This window comes from Rhizobium sp. 2MFCol3.1 (genome assembly GCF_000377565.1).
Classification (GTDB): domain Bacteria; phylum Pseudomonadota; class Alphaproteobacteria; order Rhizobiales; family Rhizobiaceae; genus Rhizobium.
Map to the genome: position 1 here is coordinate 84,802 of NZ_KB898368.1, position 19,339 is coordinate 104,140.

The window sequence follows — 19,339 nt, forward strand, 5'->3', positions numbered from 1 at the left end:
TCATGAGCAAGGTCAACGGTTCCAACGTCGATTGGGCAGGCATCCTGTTTGCCGTGCTGCTCACGCTCTTCATCGCGGTGCCGCTGATCGTGGTCGGCACATGGGCATTCACCGAAGTGTGGCGCTATCCATCGGTCATTCCGCAGCAGTTCGGCTTTCGCTTCTGGTCACAGACGCTGTCGCGCGCGGATGTGTGGGACGCGCTCTTCCTGAGCCTGCGGCTGACGACGACGGTAACGCTTCTCTCCGCCATCATCTGCCTGCCGGCGGCTTACGCCTTCGCGCGCATGTCGTTTCCCGGAAAGAACGTGCTCTTCCTGTCCTTCCTGGCATCGCACGCCTTCCCGAAGTTCGGCCTGCTGGTGGCAATCGCCGGCATCTTCCTGAAGCTCGGGTTGATCAGCACCTTCTGGGGCGTGGTCCTGATCCAGCTCGTCGGGACGTTGATGTTGATGATCTGGATTCCGGTGGCTGCCTTCCAGAACATCGATCGTCGGATGGAAGAGGCTGCACGCGATGCAGGCGCCGGGCCGTTGCGGGTGTTCTGGTCGATCACGCTGCCGCAGGCAGCGCCAACGATCTTCGCCGCATTGCTGCTGACCTTCGTCGGCACATTCTATGAAACCGAAGGCGCATGGCTGATCGGCGCGCCTGAAATCCGCACCATGCCGGTGTTGATGATTACCTTCATCAACAACCAGATTGTGGTGCAATATGGCGCCGTTCTCTCGGTGATGCTCTGGGTGCCGTCGTTCATCGCGCTGATGTTTGCCCGCCGTGTCGTCGGAACGGGTGCGTTTGCTCGCGGCTTCGGCGCGTGACGTTAGGATCGGGCTTTGCCCGAGGAAAGGCTTGATATGGCACGCTTGACGATCAAGAACGTCTCAAAGACGTTCGGCACTTCGTTCGCGGTCCGTGATTTCTCGCTCGATGTGGAAGACGGCGAGCTCGTCTGCCTGCTTGGTCCATCGGGATCCGGCAAGTCGACGCTGCTTCGCATGATCGGCGGCTTCGAGCAGCCGAGCGGCGGCTCGATCCTGATCGACGCCAAGGACGTGACGACGCTTCCGCCGGAAAAGCGCCCGACGGGCATGGTCTTCCAGAGCCACGCGCTCTGGACCCATATGGACGTCTTCAACAACATCGCCTTCGGCCTCAAGCTTCGCCGCCTGCCGAAGGCCGAGATCCGCGAGCGCGTCGAAAACGCCCTGGTGCTGGTCGGGCTTGCGGACTACGGTCGACGCATGACGACGCAATTGTCGGGTGGCCAGCAGCAGCGCGTGGCACTTGCGCGTTCGCTGGTGCTGGAGCCGAAGATCCTGTTGCTCGACGAACCGTTCGCCAGCCTCGACCAGCATCTGCGCGAACGGCTGCGCGAGGAGGTGCGCGACATCCAGCAGCGCGTCGGCATCACCACGCTCTTCGTTACCCACGGCCAGGATGAGGCATTGGCGCTCGCCGACCGTATCGTCGTCATGCGCGACGGCAGCACCGAGCAGATCGCGCCACCCGATATCGTCTACCGTGAGCCGCAGACGGAATTCGTGGCAGGCTTCATCGGCTCGATGAATTTCGTGAAGACCAGCATTCGTGGCGGCGTCAGCCAGCATCCGGCCTTTCCCGTTGCCGTGCCGATCGAAGATGGTGACGTCGTGCTGGCGTTCCGTCCCGAGGCGTTGTCGCTGCAGCCATCGAAGACGCTCTCGACCGCCATCGTCCATCGCAGCATCGATTTTGGCACGCACAAGATCGTGGATATCGACCTTGCCGATGGCACGCGCTTGAAGGCGATGACGGCACCGGATAGCAACTGGGTGAAGGGCGTGGGCATCGAGCCGACGGCATCCGCATTCCGGGCCTTCCGCGACAACCAGCTGGTCTACCAATCGGCAACCTCAGGCGAACGACATCATGATCGAATCCTCGGCAATGCTTGATCGCAACGGCATCGCGATCGATCAGGCTGGCCACAAGACCTGGCTGAAATGGCATCGCGGGCACCGCTATGCCGGCGATATCTCATTTACGGGACAACGCATTGCCGAGGCGATGGCGCTGGGCGCCAGCATCGAGATCGATCTCGTGCGTTTCAATGGCGCCGGCTTCGCCGTGCTGCACGACGAGACGCTGAACAAGGCGACAACGGGCGAGGGGCGTGTGATCGATGCGACGGAGAGCGACTTGCGCGATCTGCATCTGCGCGACCCCTTTGGTGAGCCGACGGCTCACAAGGTCATGCTGATCGATGATCTTGGACAGCTGCTGAAGCGCGTCGGCCGCGACGGTGGCGCTGTGCTGCAGCTCGATCTCAAGGAAGATTCCCCGGATATCCGCGACGAGGATATCGCCGCTTTCGCCGCCGCGATCTCGCCGGTCGCAAAATCGGTCATTCTCTCGGCGGGAGATCCAGAGGCTGTCGAACGCCTGTCCCAAGCCGTGCCGGACATGCCGATCGGCTACGATCCGTGCCATCACGGTGCGATCGAGCGCCTGAAGCAAAGCCGTGACTTCGACGGTTTCGTCGCAGATGCCGTAACGGCCTCGCCGCGCGCGCGGATGATCTACCTGCACCATCAACTTGTGCTGTTTGCCGACGATGCCGGATACGACCTCGTTGCGGCCTTCCATCGCGCCGGGCGCAGCATCGACGCCTACACGATCAATTCGGCAATTCCGGCCGCATTGCCTGTCGTGCGCCGCCTTCTGGCGCTGAAGGTCGACCAGATCACCACCGATGACCCGGTCGGCCTGGAAGCATTGCTTCTCGGCTAGGGCTGTTAGCCTTCGAAGCCTTCTACGAGCCAGGGGTGCAGGGCGGTGTTGGCGGCGAGAATATCGCCATTTGCCGTCACGGGGCCTCCCTTGAAGGCGGAAACCGTGCCACCGGCTTCTGTCACCAAGAGTGCCGCCGCGCCATAATCATGCTTCGATAAGCCATCCTCAAAGAAACCGTCCAGACGGCCGCTTGCAACATAGGCGATTGACAGCGCCGCCGAGCCCAGCCGCCTCACGCCGGCGGTATTGCCCATCAATCTCTTCAAGGCCTCGAAATAGACGTCCGTTGCAACGGCCTTGACCTGACCGGGAACGGGCAGTCCGGCGCCGACCACGACGTTTTCGATATCGGCGTTATCAACGCAGGAAATGCGCTCGCCGTTGAGATAGGCGCCGCCGCCGAGTTCGGCGCTGAACAGTTCGTCGAGCATCGGGTCGTAGACCACGCCGGCAACGATCCGTCCGCCTTCGGCGATCGCGATGGTCATGCCGAAATGCGGAATGCCCCAGGCGAAATTGGTCGTTCCGTCGATCGGATCGATGTAGATGATCGGCGCATCCGCGCCCACCACCCGATTGCCGACATCTTCCTCGCCCTTGATGGAGTAGGAGGGGAAGGCCGCGATCATATCGGTCACGATGATCCGCTCGACAGCAACGTCGATCTCTGTCTGGTAATCGCGCGGCCCCTTCGACACTACATCGCTGATGCGCCGGCGCTGCAACGACCGACGGGCCGTTTCGCCGGCTTTCACGACCGTCGAGGCGAGAGTGATCAGGCGCGGGGAGGCGGTCGGAGAAAGACGCGAGGAGATGAGGGAGGATGTCATTGGGAACCCGGGTAATGAAACTGCAATACGGCCAGCACGCATGGCAGAGCCGCGTGACGATTTCGTGACGCACGCGGCGCTTTCCAGGCATGATGTTCAGGCCAGCCTTGGCCACGCCTCAAATCGGCTTGCGTCCGGATAGCTCGCGAAACGACGGTCGTTCGCTTTGCCCGCGCCGAAGCTTTCCACCGCCCGCGCCCGTCGACTCAGCTCTGGCGGGAGCTACCCGATCGCTCGTTCCGCCTCGCCATCGCGGGAGCCAACCAGCAGATCCCTAACATTTGCCAGCGTCGCTGCGATCGAGCGCGGCTGTAGCGAGTAGAACACGGATTGCGAGGCGCGCCGCGTCGAGACGAATTCGCAGGCCCGCAGGATGGCAAGGTGCTGCGAGAGCGCCGATTGGCCGAGGCCGAGTTTCTTGGCAAGCACGTTGACCTGGATCTCGCCCTCGGCGAGGTTGGTCAGGATCGCGAGGCGGTTGGCGTTTCCGAGAACCGCAAGCTGCTCCGCCAGAGCAGCAATGCTCTGCGGGTTCTGATTGTCTTCCTGCATATGATTTTCCCAATAAAATAGGCGGGAAGCGTCGTCCACGATATCGCGCGGTCCGCCGTCCCCGGAGTTTAAGCACGAAATTGAACGACTAGCCCGATACGGCGGGCAGTCGCGCGCGGGGCGACGGATGAATGGATTGGAAGCCAATGTGGAAGCCGGCGGAACGAAGCCGTGGCGGCAACAGCGCATTTTCCGCCATAAGGGGCGGCTGGCCATGCTGTGATGGAATAGTGGACATCATGTTCACCCGGTTGAAGTTACCCTGCCACAATCGTTCACAGTGTTGAAAAGATGGTTAACGACTGGGCTCCAACCCTATGAAAAGTTATAGTTCTTGATGTTGGTCAAACGCGTATTGGCTTGCGATGCGGTGACGGAACACAGCCTGGAACGCGAGCGCGTCTGTCGCCGAAAATCGGTGTTGGCCCATCTAAAGTAATATTTTTTTTGCTGAATTGCGGTATCTGCACGGATGGCCTTGGTTGACGCGCATGAAAGCTGTAAAGACCTCGGTTGATGAACACTGCCGTTCGGTGGCGCTGCGCGTCAGCGCCCCACACACCATGACGTTGGGATTGCGATGAACCTGTACTTGGAATACCTGGCCGAAATCAAAAGCAGAGAAACTCAAGGGCTCGCCCCCAAGCCGATCGATGACGGCGCGCTGACCGGCGAAATCATTGCCCTCATCGAGGATGCCGGCAGCGAATACCGCGCCGATGCTTTGAAATTCTTCATCTACAACACGCTGCCGGGCACGACGAGTGCCGCCGGCGTCAAGGCCGCCTTCCTCAAGAAGATCATCCTCGGCGAGACCATCGTCCCCGAGATCACTCCGAAATTCGCCCTTGAGCTGCTGTCGCACATGAAGGGTGGCCCGTCGGTGGAAGTGCTGCTCGACGTAGCACTCGGCAATGATGCCGAAATTGCCTGTCAGGCCGGCGACGTGCTGAAGACCCAGGTTTTCCTCTACGACGCCGACATGTTCCGCCTGCGCGATGCCTACAAGGCCGGCAATGCCGTCGCCAAGGACGTTCTCGAGAGCTACGCCAAGGCTGAGTTCTTCACCAAGCTTCCCGATGTCGAGGACGAGATCAAGGTTGTGACCTTCATCGCCGCGGAAGGCGACATCTCGACCGACCTTCTGTCGCCCGGCAACCAGGCGCACTCGCGCTCCGACCGCCAGCTGCACGGCCAGTGCATGATCACGCCTGAGGCACAGGCCGAGATCATCGCCCTGCAGCAGCAGCACCCTGACAAGCGCGTCATGATGATCGCCGAAAAGGGCACGATGGGCGTCGGCTCCTCGCGCATGTCCGGCGTCAACAACGTGGCGCTCTGGACCGGCAAGCAGGCCAGCCCCTACGTTCCCTTCGTCAACTTCGCCCCCGTCGTTGCCGGCACCAACGGCATCTCGCCGATCTTCGCGACGACGGTCGACGTCACCGGCGGCATCGGTCTCAACCTGAAGAACTGGGTCAAGAAGCTCGACGACAGCGGCAAGCCGATCCTCAACAACGACGGCAACCCGATCCTGGAGCAGAAGTTCTCGGTCGAAACCGGCACCGTGTTGAAGATCGACGCGAAGAACAAGAAGCTGCGCGACGAGGCCGGCAACGAGTTGGTCGATGTCGCGTCTTCCTTCACGCCGCAGAAGATGGAGTTCATGAAGGCCGGCTCGTCCTACGCCATCGTCTTCGGCAAGAAGCTCCAGACTTTCGCCGCCCAGACACTCGGCGTCGAAGCGACCCCGGTCTTCGCACCGAACAAGGAAATCGCGATTGACGGCCAGGGCCTGACCGCGGTCGAAAAAATCTTCAACCGCAATGCTGTTGGCGTGACGCCGGGCAAGGTGCTGCATGCTGGCTCGGACGTTCGCGTCAAGGTCAACATCGTCGGCTCGCAGGACACCACCGGTCTGATGACCGCGCAGGAACTTGAAGCGATGGCGGCCACCGTCATTTCGCCGTTGGTCGACGGCGCCTACCAGTCCGGTTGCCACACGGCATCCGTCTGGGACAAAAAGGCCCAGGCCAACATTCCGAAGCTCATGTCCTTCATGAACAACTTCGGCGTCATCACCGCCCGCGATCCGAAGGGCAGCTACCATGCGATGACCGACGTCATCCACAAGGTGCTGAACGACATCACCGTCGACGACTGGGACATCATCATCGGCGGCGACAGCCACACCCGCATGTCGAAGGGCGTCGCCTTCGGCGCCGACTCGGGCACCGTGGCGCTGGCGCTTGCCACCGGCGAAGCCACCATGCCGATCCCGCAGTCGGTCAAGGTCACCTTCAAGGGCACGATGCAGCCCTACATGGACTTCCGCGACGTCGTCCACGCCACCCAGGCGCAGATGCTCAAGCAGCATGGCGACAACGTCTTCCAGGGCCGCATCATCGAAGTCCATATCGGCACGCTGCTCGCCGACCAGGCCTTCACCTTCACCGACTGGACGGCCGAGATGAAGGCCAAGGCCTCCATCTGCATCTCCGAAGACGAGACGCTGATCGAGAGCTTGGAAATCGCCAAGTCACGCATGCAGATCATGATCGACAAGGGCATGGACAACGAAGCGCAGACCCTGAAGGGCCTGATCGCCAAGGCCGATCGCCGCATCGCAGAAATCCGCTCGGGCGAGAAGCCGGCGCTGACGCCTGACGCTAACGCGAAGTATTTCGCCGAAGTCGTCGTCGATCTCGACCTGATCGACGAGCCGATGATCGCCGACCCCGACGTCAACAATGCCGACGTCTCGCGCCGCTACACCCACGACACGATCCGCCCGGTCTCCTACTATGGCGGCACCAAGAAGGTGGACCTCGGCTTCGTCGGCTCCTGCATGGTGCACAAGGGTGACATGAAGATCGTCGCTCAGATGCTGAAGAACATCGAGAAGAACGAAGGCAAGGTCGAGTTCAAGGCGCCGCTCGTCGTCGCCGCACCGACCTACAACATCATCGACGAGCTGAAGGCCGAAGGCGACTGGGAAATCCTCCAGAAGTATTCGGGCTTCGAATTCGACGACGTGAAGCCGAAGACCTCCAACCGCACCGAGTACGAGAACATCCTCTATCTCGAGCGCCCGGGCTGCAACCTGTGCATGGGCAACCAGGAGAAGGCCGAGAAGGGCGACACCGTCCTCGCCACCTCGACCCGCCTGTTCCAGGGCCGCGTCGTTGAAGACACGGCGGAAAAGAAGGGTGAGTCGCTGCTCGCTTCGACTCCGCTGGTCGTCCTCTCTGCGATCCTCGGCCGTACGCCGAGTATCGAGGAATATCGCGTCGCCGTCGAAGGTATCAACCTGACGAAGTTCGCACCGCCGAAGACGACGCCGATCGATAGCCGGTCCGTCCACTACTAAGGTTTAGACCTGACAAAAACGCCCCTCAATGCAGATCATTGAGGGGCGTTTTGCGTTATAGAGGCAAATGACACGACCTGCCGACAGGTCAACCAAACGCTGAATGTGCCGATGGCCGCACTGGTTGGCTAACCGCCGGGCAGCGTCTCGCCCGATATTCGATATGCTGAGTTAGGCGGCGACGGACGGAAACAGTGCGGTCGCGGTTATTCCGAGCGCCTTGGCGATGCGCGTCACAAGCCGCCGATCTCCTTCATGCCCGGCTTCGACCTTGGCGATTTCCATCTCGGTCAGCCCGCAGGTCAAGGCCACTTGTTCGATGCTGTAGCCAGCCACTGTCCGTGCTGAGCGCACGGCTTCGCCAAGGTCGATGGTCAATGGTGTGGGAACGTTTGAATCCTCGATATTGCCGTAGGATCGTGACATGTGCGCTTCTCCAAATGTGTCCACTTTCCGACACAATTTAGGTGGTGCGCTAACAATTGCAATCCCACCGAATTCACTATTCGTTGTACGGAATGGATCAGTCGGCGGCCAAGTCGCTCAGCCTACTGTTTTCTGAGAATTTCCAGCGCGAGCACCTTCGGTGCGCTGAAGAACGAAGACCGCCTCGCCGAAAATCTCACGCCGTCTTTGATGGCGAAGCTTGTAGGCGCGTTCCTGATCAGCTGTTTGGATATCGGTCGGCGCGGCGGATGCTTCGTTCTCCACCATATCGATCAGCAGATTGCGCATGACGGCGTTTGTTTCCCGGATTTGCTGCATCTCGGCCAAGACGGGAGAGGCGCGCAGCTTGCGGGCAATGGCCTCATCGATCTTCTTCTCAACGAGGCGCGTTCTCGCTGCGAAATATCGCGCGGCCGAAAACGCGCACAAGGCGGCGCAGAGCACGATGATGATTGACGTCATTGGAAGCCTCCTGATGCCATGTAGATCGTGGTTCGCGCAGCCAATTTCAATGTCCGGCCGGGCGTCGGTCGGCTCGATATCAGAACATTTGCGCTTCGCCGATTACGGCATCTTGACGAGTCACTAATCTATGTGAAATGCTAAGATGTCAGACCAATTTAAAGGTCGGCTGCCTATAAAAATATTGGGGAACCATGAGGGCACCAATCAGCGATAGGCCGGTCATCCGGCCGCTTCCGGCGATGGATCGCGCGCGTCAGGTAACGGATGCGCTTGCGGACTATGTGGAAGATGCGCGCCTGCAGGCCGGCGACCGGCTGCCCGCCGAGCGCGAGCTGATGGCGGACCTCAGGGTCGGGCGCTCGACCATTCGCGAGGCGATCCGGCATTTCCAGGCGCTCGGCGTGATCGAGACGCGCAAGGGCAGCGGGACCTATCTGCTGAAGCCGATTACCAAGGCGACCATTCATATGCCGCTGTCGCTGCATGCGACGGACCTGCGCAACGCATTGCTGCAAACGCTGGAAGTGCGCCGTGGCATCGAGTGCGAGGCAGGCATGGTGGCCGCGAAGAAGCGCACCGCTCAGGATCTTGTCGTCATTGAAGAGAAGCTCAACGAGATGGAGCGCGTCCATCTGGAAAAGGGCACCTCGGGTCCGGAAGATCTGGCCTTCCACCTCGCCATCTACGATGCCAGCCACAATCCGCTGTTTCGCCAGCTTCTCGAGCAGATGCGCGAGACCTTCTGGCAGTTCTGGCAGCACCCGTTCGAACGGCAGGATTTCGCCCGCCGTTCCTTTCCCTTTCACCGCACGCTCTTCAACGCGATCGCCGCGCGCGATCCCGAGGCGGCGCGCGAAGAGACACTGAAAATCCTCGCGGTCGTCGAGGAAGACATCAAGGAAATGTCCCAATGAGCAACGGTTCAGACCCGTTCGAATTCGCATCCCTCATCACCGCGCACGACGAAGGAAACTTCGCCGAAGCCGTGGTGCCGCCGATCTTCCAGACGTCGTTGTTCACCTTCTCCGACTACGACGACATGATCGCCTCCTATCGCGGCGAAAAGGTGCGCCCGATCTACACCCGTGGCCTCAACCCCACGGTGCGGATGTTCGAGGAGATGCTGGCCAAGCTCGAAGGTGCGGAAGACGCGCTGGGGTTTGCCAGCGGCATGGCGGCGATCTCGTCGGCGGTGCTGGCCTTTGTTGAGCCGGGCGACCGCATCGTCGCCGTCAAGCATGTCTATCCCGATGCCTTCCGCCTGTTCGGCACGGTGCTGAAGCGCATGAAGGTCGAGGTGACCTATGTCGACGGTCGTGACGAGGAAGCCGTCGCCAAGGCGCTGCCCGGCGCCAAGCTGTTCTACATGGAAAGCCCGACGAGCTGGGTCATGGAAGCCCATGATGTCGGCGCTCTCGCCGCTCTGGCGAAGCAGCATGGTGTGATCTCGATGATCGACAACAGCTGGGCGAGCCCGGTGTTCCAGCGGCCGATCACGCTCGGCGTCGATCTCGTCATCCACTCGGCTTCGAAATATCTCGGCGGCCACAGCGATGTGGTCGCCGGCGTCGTGGCTGGCTCAAAGGAAATGGTCGCCCGCGTCAAGGCGGAATCCTATCCCTATCTCGGCGGCAAGCTGTCGCCCTTCGATGCCTGGCTGTTGATCCGCGGCATGCGCACCTTGCCCATCCGCATGAAAGCGCACGAGGCCGCCGGCATGACGATCGCCAAGCGCCTGCAGGATCTCGATGTTGTCGAGACGGTCTGCCATCCGGGCCTGGCCAACCGCCTGCCGGCAGGCCTCAACGGCACATCGGGGCTGTTCTCGTTCATATTCCGCAAAGGCGTCGATATCCGCGCCTTCGCCGATCATCTCAAGCTCTTCAAACTGGGAGTGAGCTGGGGTGGGCATGAAAGCCTGATCGTACCAGGCGAGGTCGTCCTTCAGCAGAAGGCACAGCCCAATTCCGCGCATACCTTCGGGATACATGCGCGGTCCGTACGCCTCCATGTCGGTCTCGAAGGAACCGAGGCGTTGTGGAGAGACATCGAGGAGGCGCTTTCCGTCGCTTCGTAAAAGTCCAGAAACAGAGGAAAAACCTGGAAGGGGGAACTGAGCATGAAAAGACTGATAACCGCAACGCTGCTGGCCACGATGATGGCGGGTACGGCGATGGCCGACACGACGCTGAAGCTCGTCGAGGTGATCACCAGCCCCGAGCGCACCGAAACCCTGAAATCGCTTGTCGGCAAATTCGAAGCCGCCAATCCCGGCACCAAGGTCGACATCATCTCGCTGCCCTGGAACGAAGCGTTCCAGAAGTTCGCGACGATGGTATCGGCGGGCGACACCCCTGACGTCATGGAAATGCCGGATACCTGGCTCTCGCTCTACGCCAATAACGGCATGCTGGAAAGCCTGGAGCCCTACCTCGAAAAGTGGGAATACACCAAGGGCCTGACGCCGCGCGCGCTGGAACTCGGCCGCGACGTCAAGAACACCGCCTACATGCTACCGTACGGCTTCTACCTGCGCGCGCTCTTCTACAACAAGAACCTCTTCAAGGAAGCCGGCGTTTCCGAGCCGCCGAAGACAATGGACGAATTCGTCGCCGCCTCCGAAAAAGTCTCCAAGCTTCCCGGCAAGTCCGGCTACTGCCTGCGCGGCGGACCGGGCGGCCTGAACGGCTGGGTGATGTTCGGCGCGACGATGGCCGGCTCCAACAAGTTCTTCAACGACGACGGCACCTCGACCATGAACAGCGAAGGCTGGACGAAGGGTCTCGAATGGGTCGTCGATCTCTACAAGAAGGGCCTGGCGCCGAAGGACAGCGTCAACTGGGGCTTCAACGAGACGGTCGCCGGCTTCTATTCCGGCACCTGCGCGATGCTCGACCAGGATCCGGATGCCCTGATCGCGGTTGCCCAGCGCATGAAGCCGGAAGACTTCGGCGTCACCAAGATGCCGGTCGGTCCGAGCGGCAAGGGCTTTACGACGATCGGCTTCGCCGGCTGGTCGATGTTCACCACCAGCCAGAACAAGGATCTGTCCTGGAAGCTGATCGAAACGCTTGAATCGCCCGAAGGCAATATCGAGTGGAACAAGCGCACCGGCGCGCTGCCGGTTCACACCTCGGCCGAGAAGGACCCCTTCTACGCGAGCGAGCAGTTCAAGGGCTGGTTCGACGAGCTGGCCGACAAGAACATCGTCCCGACCGTGATGCCGACCTACCTCGAGGAATTCGCCTTCTTCAAGGATTCGCTCGCCATCAAGACGACGCAGCAGGCGCTTCTGGGCGATATCACGCCGAAGGAACTGGCTGACCAGTGGGCGGACTATCTGACCAAGGCTCAGCAGAAGTACCTCGCGAAGAAGTAAGCGGGCTCAGAGTGGGGCTTAGAGAGTGGAGCCCCCTCATCCGCCTGCCGGCACCTTCTCCCCGTTGGGGAGAAGGGGTTCCGTCGCAACCTCTCCGTTCCCTTCTCCCCAACGGGGAGAAGGTGGCCTGGTAAGGCCGGATGAGGGGGCCGCGGGCACTACAGCGGGCAAACCGAACGTAACCATGAAAGCCGCCCAAGATGACCATGACCGCCGATACGCTCGACAGTCGCCGTGACCGCAGGTCGTGGCTGAAGCGCGTCGCCGATGCCTCGGAACCCTATCTCTACAGCGCCCCATCGCTCGTCCTCATCATCGCCGTGATGCTGGTGCCGCTGGTGATCGGCGTGTCCTACGCGTTCCGCGATATCCAGCTTCTGAACCCCTTTTCCGGCGGCTTTGTCGGGCTGGAGCATTTTCGCGACCTCTCCAAGGACGCCGCCTTCTATGGCGCGCTGAAGAACACGCTCTGGTGGACTGGTGCCTCGGTCGTGCTGCAGTTCATCTTCGGGCTCATCCTCGCGCTTTTGCTCGACAAGCCGTTCTGGGGCAGGGGCCTCGTCCAGGCGCTGGTGTTCCTGCCCTGGGCGGTCCCGTCGTTTCTCGCCGGCCTCAACTGGGCCTGGCTGTTCAACCCGGTCATCGGGCCAATCCCGCACTGGCTCTACGCGCTCGGCCTGATGAGCGAGCCGCGCAACATCCTGTCCGACCCGCAATATGCCATGTGGGGACCGATCATCGCCAATGTCTGGTGGGGCATTCCCTTCTTCGCCATCACGCTGCTTGCAGCGCTCCAAGCAATCCCGCGCGACCTTTACGAGGCAGCCTCTATCGACGGCGCCACGTGGTTTCAACGGTTCCGCTCGATCACGCTGCCGTTTCTCGCCCCAACGATCGCGATCACCGTTCTCCTGCGCACGGTATGGGTGTCGAACTTCGCCGATCTCATCGTCGTCATGACCGGTGGCGGCCCGGCCGACAGGACGCAGATCGTTGCCAGCTATATCTTCACCCAAGCGTTCAAGCGGCTCGATTTCGGATACGCCTCGGCGATCGCGCTTGTGCTTTTGGTCCTGCTGCTAGCCTATTCCATGCTGATCATCCTGCTGCGGCAGACACTGCTGAATAAGGATTGAGCCATGAGACGACCCCACATCCCCACCATCGCGCACCGTCTGGCCATCCTGTGTTACATCGTTTTCGCGCTGTTTCCGCTGTTCTGGCTGCTCAAGGTTTCCGTCACGCCGAACGACCTTCTCTATTCCGAGGGTGTGCGGATGTGGCCGTCGCGCACGACCTGGGAGCACTATAGCTTCGTTCTCCAGCACAGCGCGTTTCCGACATTCTTCAAGAACAGCCTGATCGTGTCGGCCTCGACCGCCGTCGTCGTCACCATCTGTGCCTCGCTTTCGGGCTACGCGCTCTCGCGGTTCAATTTCCGGGCGAAATACTGGATCGTGGCGCTGATGCTGCTCACCCAGATGTTCCCGCTGGTCATGCTGGTCGCGCCGATCTTCAAGATCCTGACGCCGTTGCATCTCACGAACAGCCTCACCGGCCTCGTCGTCGTCTACACCGCCTTCAACGTCCCCTTCGCGACGTTCCTGATGCAGTCCTTCTTCGACGGCATTCCGAAGGATCTCGAGGAGGCCGCGATGATCGACGGCGCGACGCAATTCACCGCGTTTCGCCAGATCATCCTGCCGCTGACATTGCCGGGCATCGCCGCCACGCTCGGCTTCGTCTTCACCGCGGCGTGGAGCGAGTTGCTCTTCGCGCTGATGCTGATCAACGGCAACGACGCCGCGACCTTCCCGGTCGGGCTGCTGACCTTCGTGGGTAAATTCTCGGTCGATTTCGGACAGATGATGGCGGCGGGTGTTCTCGCGCTCATCCCGGCCGGTCTCTTCTTCCTTCTCATCCAGCGTTACCTCGTCCAGGGCCTGACGGCCGGCGCGGTCAAGGGTTAATCACATGGCATCGATCGATATCCAGAACGTCAAGAAATCCTTTGGCCATGTGCACGTCCTGCAGGACGTCGAGCTGAAGATCGAGGATGGCGAGTTCGTCGTGCTCGTCGGGCCGTCAGGCTGCGGCAAGTCCACATTGCTTAGGATGATCGCCGGTCTTGAGGACGTGACCTCGGGCGAGATCCGGATCGCCGGAAACCGGGTCAACGAGCTGCATCCGAAGGACCGCGACATCGCCATGGTGTTCCAGTCCTACGCGCTCTATCCGCACATGAACGTCGCCGGAAACATGAGCTACAGCCTGAAGCTCCGGAAAACGGCAAAGGACAAGATCGCAAGCGTCGTCGGCGCAGCCGCCTCCAAGCTTGGGCTCGATCCGCTGCTCGAACGCCGACCGAAAGCGCTATCCGGCGGCCAGCGCCAGCGCGTCGCCATGGGCCGCGCCATCGTGCGCCAACCGAAGGCGTTCCTGTTCGACGAGCCGCTGTCCAACCTCGATGCCCGCTTGCGCGAGCAGATGCGTGCCGAAATCAAGAAACTGCATGGCGACCTGAAGGCGACCTCGATCTACGTGACCCACGACCAGATCGAGGCAATGACGCTGGCGGACCGGATTGTCGCCATGTATGGCGGGGTGGTGCAGCAGGTTGGCAGCCCGCTCGAGCTCTATGATCGCCCCGCCAATCTCTTCGTCGCCGGCTTCATCGGTTCGCCGGGCATGAATTTCCTCGACGCGACCTACAAAAACGGCGGCGCGCAGCTGAAGGATGGCACCGTTGTCGCGCTCTCCAATCCGCTCAAGCTTGCTGACGGCGACAAGGTGACGCTCGGCATTCGCCCCGAGCATGTCGTCATGACGTCGGAAGAAACAGGCATGAAGGCCAGCGTCGAGCTGATCGAGCCGACGGGCTTCGGCATTATCCTTCATCTCTCGCTGCATGGTCTGCCGTTCAAGATCTTCACGCTCGATCGGGCGGCGCTGGCGGCAGGGCCGGATGTCAATATCAGCTTCCCCGCACAGCATGTTCACGTCTTCGACGCGAAGGGTGATCGCGCAAGCTGATCGGCTCTACGTCTCGAAGATCAAGAGGACATAGGCGACGAAGAGAACGAGGTGCACTGCTCCCTGCATCAGATGCGTGCGGCCGCTGGAAAAGGTGATGATGCTCAAGGCGAGCGTCAGCACCAGCATGATTGGGCTGCTGTGATCGAGGCCGAGAATGACGGGGTTTCCCGTGAGATGGCTGATGACAAGCATGGCGGGGACGGTGAGGCCGATGGTCGAAAGCACCGAGCCGAGAAAGATGTTCACCGATCGCTGCAGGTGGTTGGCGACCGATGCGCGCACCGCGCTGATCGCCTCGGGCGTCGCCACCAGAACGGCCATGATTACGCCGCCGAGGGCCGCCGGCGCTCGCAGCGTTTCGATGAAGTAATCGATCGGCGGCGCCAGTTGCTCGACCAGGAACACGACCAGCGACATATAGAGAGCGAGCATCACAATCGGCCACCAGAGCGGCCCCTGATGATCGGCGTGATGGCTCTGCGGCATCGCTTCCTCGGCATCGTCGATGAAAAAGCCCCGGTGGCGTCCTGTCTGTAGCATCAGGAACACGCCGTAGAGCCCGACCGAGATGAACGCCAGCACCGTCTGCTGAACGGTCGAATAGCCCGGTCCGCCGCTGGGATGGGTAAAGTTCGGCATGATCATGCTGAGCGTCGCCAAAGGCACGATCACGCCGAGATAGGCGTTCGCGCCCTGCAGATTATGCCGCTGCTCATGCCGCCGCCAGGCGCCGAGGAGCAGCGATAGCCCTACCATTCCGTTCAGGATGATCATGACGACAGCAAAGAGCGTATCGCGCACCAGCGTCGGGTTGTTTTCGCCGTGCTGCATCACGGCGGTGATCGCCACGACCTCGATCGTGGTGATCGCGAGCGTCAGTATCAGCGTTCCGTAAGGCTCCCCCAGGCGCTCGGCAAGGTGATCTGCATGCCGCACGACTGCCAGTGCCGAGCCGAGAACGACAGAGAAGAGCCAGATGAAGATGAGCGTCAGCCAAAGGGGATTGGAAAGCAGCGCGAACAGCGCCGGACCGTGAAACAGGAAAGCAAGGCTGGTGAGCGCGCTGATCGCAAGGAACCACTCCCGCTGCAGCAAGCTACCAATGGGAGGGCGGTGCAGCGTTCCCGCATCAGCTGTCACGTCGCAATTCCCCCGCAGGTTTCCGCCTGAGATGATGAAAGCACGGGCCTCGACCGGCCTCAAGCTCAAATCAACCGAGCGTTTCGCGCGAGGTCTCTATCTTTGGGGTCAGAGGTTGCGTTTGCTGTGGGCGATGAACGCCCGCACAGCCGGAGATGCTTCGGTCTTTCTGTAGGCGACGACGAGATCGGACGTTACGTTGGCATGCGGCAGCGGGACATACCGGATACCCGGCAGCCTGACGCATTCGAGCGATTTCGGCACGATCGCCACGCCCGCGCCGATCGCTACCATGCTGCCGATACCTGTGAAGTCCCAGGACGTGGAATTGATGTTCGGCTCGAAGCCCTCTTCCTTGCAGGCAGCAAAGGTCGTGCCGTGGAAGCCGACGTCGCGCGGTTGCTGCGGCGTCAGGAAAGTTTCGCCAGCGAGAACGGCTAGATTGGCGGCGCCTCGCTCCAGCGTCAGCGGATGTCCATCCGGCACCATCAGGACGATGGGCTCGCGGCGGATGATGTGGGTCGCAAGGCCATCCGGGATAGGGGCAGGGCCGCGGATGAAGGCGAAATCAAGCAGTCCTTCGACGATGCGGGCGAGCTGCTTGCGCAGCTCCATCTCCGTCAGTTCGATCTCCACGCCGAAATGATCGCGCTTGTAGGCCTTGATCGATTGCACAACCGCGCCGGAATAGGCGGCCGAGGCCACATATCCGATGGAGACCCGCCCCGTCTCGCCGCGACTGACCCTGTTGACCGCCACCATCGCCACATCCGCCTGCGCAAGGATCTTGGTCGCTTCGTCGTAGAGCACCTGACCGGACTGGGTGAGATGGACGGATCGTCTCGTGCGATCGAGCAGCGATGTTCCGAGGATCTCCTCGAGGCTCATGATCTGCTGGCTCAGGCCCGGCTGCGCGATGCCGAGCCTTGCGGCCGCGCGCTCGAAATTGCGCTCCTCGACAAGCGCCACGAAATATTTGAGGTGCCGCAGTTCAAAGGAAGGGTAGCGGGCAGGCCTTCGTGAGTCCGTGTTGGTCATGTGACGCCCGCTTCAGAATAATTACAAACTATGAGTGTCTAAAAATATCATAATCAAGAATGATGAAAATACCCCCTGTCATTTATTGGATGAAATAGGATAAGGTGACTAAACAAGTCCAGTTTTCGGATCGTGACTGGATTGGGCGACAGAGTGGCAAGACACCTTAGTTTCATGGAAGCGCTGGCAGCAACGGCAGTGGTAGGCGTATCGGTATCGGCTCCGGGCCAGTTGCGCGCCGAGGATGGCGACAGCGCAACAGCGCTTGCACCGATCACCGTGCAAGCCAAGGGCGCGGAAGATCCAAAGGGCCCCGTAAAGGGTTTCGTCGCGAAAACCAGCTCGACGGCGACCAAGACGGGGACGCCGCTACTTGAGACCCAGCAATCCATTTCGGTCGTCACCACCGATCAGATCCGCGCACAGGGCGCCGAAACGGTCGGGCAGGCGGTCGAATACACACCTGGCGTTTCCGGCACGCCCTACGGCTCCGACCCACGTTTCGATTCGCCGCGAATCCGGGGTTTCGATGGTCGCCAGTCGCAATATCTGAATGGCCTGAAGATGATGCGCACCGCCGGCGCGCCTGCGGTCGATCCCTACCAGCTGGAGCGCATCGAGGTCCTGAGGGGACCGGCATCGGTCATGTACGGCCAGGGCAATCCCGGCGGCATGATCAATCTGATCAGCAAGCGGCCGGTGTTCGAGCGCTTCGGCGAAGTTGGCCTGCAGGCCGGAAGCTATGACACCTACGGCTCGTTCTTCGATGTGGGCGGTCCGCTCAGCGACGGCTCGGACTTCGCCTATCGCGTCACGGGGCTCGTGCGCGCCGCTGGTGCCCAGACGGATAACCTCGATAACGATCGTTACTTCATCGCGCCGGCGCTGACATGGCAGCCCGATGACGACACCAAGCTGACGATCCTCACCAGCGTCCAGCACGACAATCCGAGCACCCCATCCAGCCTGCCGGCCCAGCTGACACTCAACGCAACCGGCAACCGCCTCTCTCGCGACTTCTTCGTCGGCGATGAGAGCTTCGACCATTCGTCGCGGACGCTGACAAACCTCGGCTACGAGTTCGAACATCGCCTGAACGACGTCTGGACCTTCCGCCAGAATGTTCGCTATTCCAATTTCGACTGGAATTACCAGGCGCTCGGCATGGCCACCTCAGGTCTTGCAGCCGATGGCCGGACCATCAATCGCAATGCGACCTTCCAGGACGAAAACCTCAACACCTTCAACATCGACAACAACTTCCTGGCCGAATTCGACACCGGCGATGTCGATCACAAACTGCTTGTCGGCCTCGACTACCGGTACTTCTCGAACGATGCCAGCACACAGTTCTGGAGCGCGACGCCGCTTGATGCGTTCAATCCCGTCTATGGTGGTCCGATCAGGCTGACGTCCAAGACGACGGACGCGCATGTCGTCTCCGACCTGCAGCAGCTCGGCATCTATATCCAGGACGAGATGTCCTACAACAACTGGCGCGCGACGCTTGGCCTCCGGCAGGATTGGGCGAGCACAAGTGGCACTTCGTTGAATGGAAGAACTAATGTCGAGCGGTCGCTCGACAAGGATGATCAAAAGCTGACCGGCCGCGCCGGGCTGGGCTACGTTTTCGATAACGGCATCGCGCCCTATGTCAGCTACGCCACCTCCTTCGAGCCGGTTCCGGTGCCGACGACAGGCCAGCTGCTGGACCCGACGACAGGCAAGCAGGTGGAGATCGGCGTCAAGTATCAGCCCGAGGGCTGGAACGGCTTCTTCTCCGCCGCCGTCTTCGATCTCCGCCAGAATAATGTGTCCAACACGGTCGCTCTTCCCGGCGGCGGAACGACGATCGCGCAGATCGGTGAGGTGCATGCGCGAGGCGTCGAACTCGAAGGTGTGGCAAGTCTCACCGACGGGCTGGACCTGCACGCAGCCTACACGTACATGGACACGGAAATTCTGGGGCGAACGGACAATGGCAAGCGCCTGGACAACGTTCCGGCAAACGCGGCAAGCCTATGGCTCGACTACACCTTCAAGGAGGGGAGCGATCTTGATGGCTTCGGCATCGGCGGTGGCGTGAGATATGTGGGACAGCGCTATGGCGATACCGCCAATACATTCGATCTCGGTGGCGTGGCGCTTCTCGATGCGGCGATCCGCTACAAGAAGGATGGTGTTACCGCGTCGCTCAATCTCAAGAACATTGCGGACAAGAATTATGTCTCAAGCTGCTCCTCGTTCGGCTGCACCTATGGTGATGGTCGCACGGTCATGGCCAGGTTGAGTTTTGCCTGGTAGGCG

The 19,339-nt window shown here is 61.0% G+C and carries 17 protein-coding genes; 11 read left to right on the forward strand and 6 right to left on the reverse strand.

Going from position 1 to position 19,339, the window contains the following annotated elements:
* The first annotated feature begins 2 nt into the window (after positions 1-2).
* Genes D460_RS0124545 through D460_RS0124555 form a run of 3 tightly spaced genes read left to right on the forward strand, consistent with a single transcriptional unit; the run spans position 3 to position 2,772 of the window.
* Entirely contained in the window at positions 3-821 is an 819-nt protein-coding gene (locus D460_RS0124545) for an ABC transporter permease subunit (protein ID WP_026283495.1), read from the forward strand.
* 36 nt (positions 822-857) lie between these two features.
* Positions 858-1,937, forward strand: coding sequence for an ABC transporter ATP-binding protein (locus tag D460_RS0124550; RefSeq protein WP_018901253.1), 1,080 nt, complete (start codon positions 858-860; stop codon positions 1,935-1,937).
* Complete coding sequence (locus D460_RS0124555; protein ID WP_026283496.1) at positions 1,930-2,772, forward strand: glycerophosphodiester phosphodiesterase family protein; 843 nt, start codon at positions 1,930-1,932, stop codon at positions 2,770-2,772. The genes D460_RS0124550 and D460_RS0124555 overlap by 8 nt, the downstream gene beginning before the upstream one ends.
* 5 nt (positions 2,773-2,777) lie before the next feature.
* On the opposite strand, the gene D460_RS0124560 is transcribed toward D460_RS0124555, so the two are convergent.
* Both D460_RS0124560 and D460_RS0124565 read right to left on the reverse strand, forming a co-directional pair.
* On the reverse strand, positions 2,778-3,605 hold the full coding sequence (locus D460_RS0124560; protein WP_018901255.1) for an inositol monophosphatase family protein: 828 nt from the start codon (positions 3,603-3,605) through the stop codon (positions 2,778-2,780).
* A 222-nt stretch (positions 3,606-3,827) separates the two neighbouring features.
* The gene (locus D460_RS0124565) at positions 3,828-4,157 is read right to left on the reverse strand and encodes a metalloregulator ArsR/SmtB family transcription factor (protein ID WP_018901256.1); all 330 of its coding nucleotides are present in this window, start codon (positions 4,155-4,157) and stop codon (positions 3,828-3,830) included.
* Positions 4,158-4,737: 580 nt separating this feature from the next.
* On the opposite strand from D460_RS0124565, the gene D460_RS0124570 reads away from it, so the two are divergent.
* Positions 4,738-7,527, forward strand: coding sequence for a bifunctional aconitate hydratase 2/2-methylisocitrate dehydratase (locus D460_RS0124570; RefSeq protein WP_026283497.1), 2,790 nt, complete (start codon positions 4,738-4,740; stop codon positions 7,525-7,527).
* A gap of 171 nt (positions 7,528-7,698) precedes the next feature.
* Here D460_RS0124570 and D460_RS0124575 read toward each other — a convergent pair whose 3' ends face one another.
* Both D460_RS0124575 and D460_RS0124580 read right to left on the reverse strand, forming a co-directional pair.
* Positions 7,699-7,953 carry a helix-turn-helix transcriptional regulator gene (locus D460_RS0124575; protein ID WP_018901258.1) on the reverse strand — a complete coding sequence of 85 codons (255 nt, stop codon included), beginning with the start codon at positions 7,951-7,953 and terminating at the stop codon, positions 7,699-7,701.
* A gap of 117 nt (positions 7,954-8,070) precedes the next feature.
* Positions 8,071-8,436 carry a hypothetical protein gene (locus D460_RS0124580; RefSeq protein ID WP_018901259.1) on the reverse strand — a complete coding sequence of 122 codons (366 nt, stop codon included), beginning with the start codon at positions 8,434-8,436 and terminating at the stop codon, positions 8,071-8,073.
* A 194-nt stretch (positions 8,437-8,630) separates the two neighbouring features.
* Here D460_RS0124580 and D460_RS0124585 point away from each other — a divergent pair, with 194 nt between their 5' ends.
* The 6 genes from D460_RS0124585 to ugpC all read left to right on the forward strand — a co-directional run bounded on the left by D460_RS0124585 (position 8,631) and on the right by ugpC (position 14,851).
* On the forward strand, positions 8,631-9,353 hold the full coding sequence (locus D460_RS0124585; RefSeq protein WP_018901260.1) for a FadR/GntR family transcriptional regulator: 723 nt from the start codon (positions 8,631-8,633) through the stop codon (positions 9,351-9,353).
* Positions 9,350-10,516, forward strand: a complete 1,167-nt coding sequence (locus D460_RS0124590) for a PLP-dependent transferase (RefSeq protein WP_018901261.1) — start codon at positions 9,350-9,352, stop codon at positions 10,514-10,516. Before D460_RS0124585 ends, D460_RS0124590 begins: the two co-directional genes overlap by 4 nt.
* A 42-nt stretch (positions 10,517-10,558) precedes the next feature.
* Positions 10,559-11,818, forward strand: coding sequence for a sugar ABC transporter substrate-binding protein (locus D460_RS0124595; protein WP_018901262.1), 1,260 nt, complete (start codon positions 10,559-10,561; stop codon positions 11,816-11,818).
* 200 nt (positions 11,819-12,018) lie between these two features.
* Positions 12,019-12,954, forward strand: a complete 936-nt coding sequence (locus D460_RS0124600) for a sugar ABC transporter permease (RefSeq protein WP_018901263.1) — start codon at positions 12,019-12,021, stop codon at positions 12,952-12,954.
* Positions 12,955-12,957: 3 nt separating this feature from the next.
* Entirely contained in the window at positions 12,958-13,788 is an 831-nt protein-coding gene (locus D460_RS0124605; RefSeq protein WP_018901264.1) for a carbohydrate ABC transporter permease, read from the forward strand.
* 4 nt (positions 13,789-13,792) lie between these two features.
* Positions 13,793-14,851 (forward strand): sn-glycerol-3-phosphate ABC transporter ATP-binding protein UgpC, encoded by a 1,059-nt coding sequence (ugpC, locus tag D460_RS0124610; RefSeq protein WP_018901265.1) that lies wholly within the window; start codon positions 13,793-13,795, stop codon positions 14,849-14,851.
* A 6-nt stretch (positions 14,852-14,857) separates the two neighbouring features.
* Here ugpC and D460_RS0124615 read toward each other — a convergent pair whose 3' ends face one another.
* Together D460_RS0124615 and D460_RS0124620 are read right to left on the reverse strand one after the other, a co-directional pair.
* Positions 14,858-15,994, reverse strand: a complete 1,137-nt coding sequence (locus D460_RS0124615) for a calcium:proton antiporter (RefSeq protein WP_245267793.1) — start codon at positions 15,992-15,994, stop codon at positions 14,858-14,860.
* Between the two features lie 108 nt (positions 15,995-16,102).
* Positions 16,103-17,032 (reverse strand): LysR substrate-binding domain-containing protein, encoded by a 930-nt coding sequence (locus D460_RS0124620; protein ID WP_018901267.1) that lies wholly within the window; start codon positions 17,030-17,032, stop codon positions 16,103-16,105.
* Positions 17,033-17,206: 174 nt separating this feature from the next.
* On the opposite strand from D460_RS0124620, the gene D460_RS0124625 reads away from it, so the two are divergent.
* On the forward strand, positions 17,207-19,336 hold the full coding sequence (locus tag D460_RS0124625; RefSeq protein ID WP_018901268.1) for a TonB-dependent siderophore receptor: 2,130 nt from the start codon (positions 17,207-17,209) through the stop codon (positions 19,334-19,336).
* Positions 19,337-19,339: the final 3 nt, after the last annotated feature.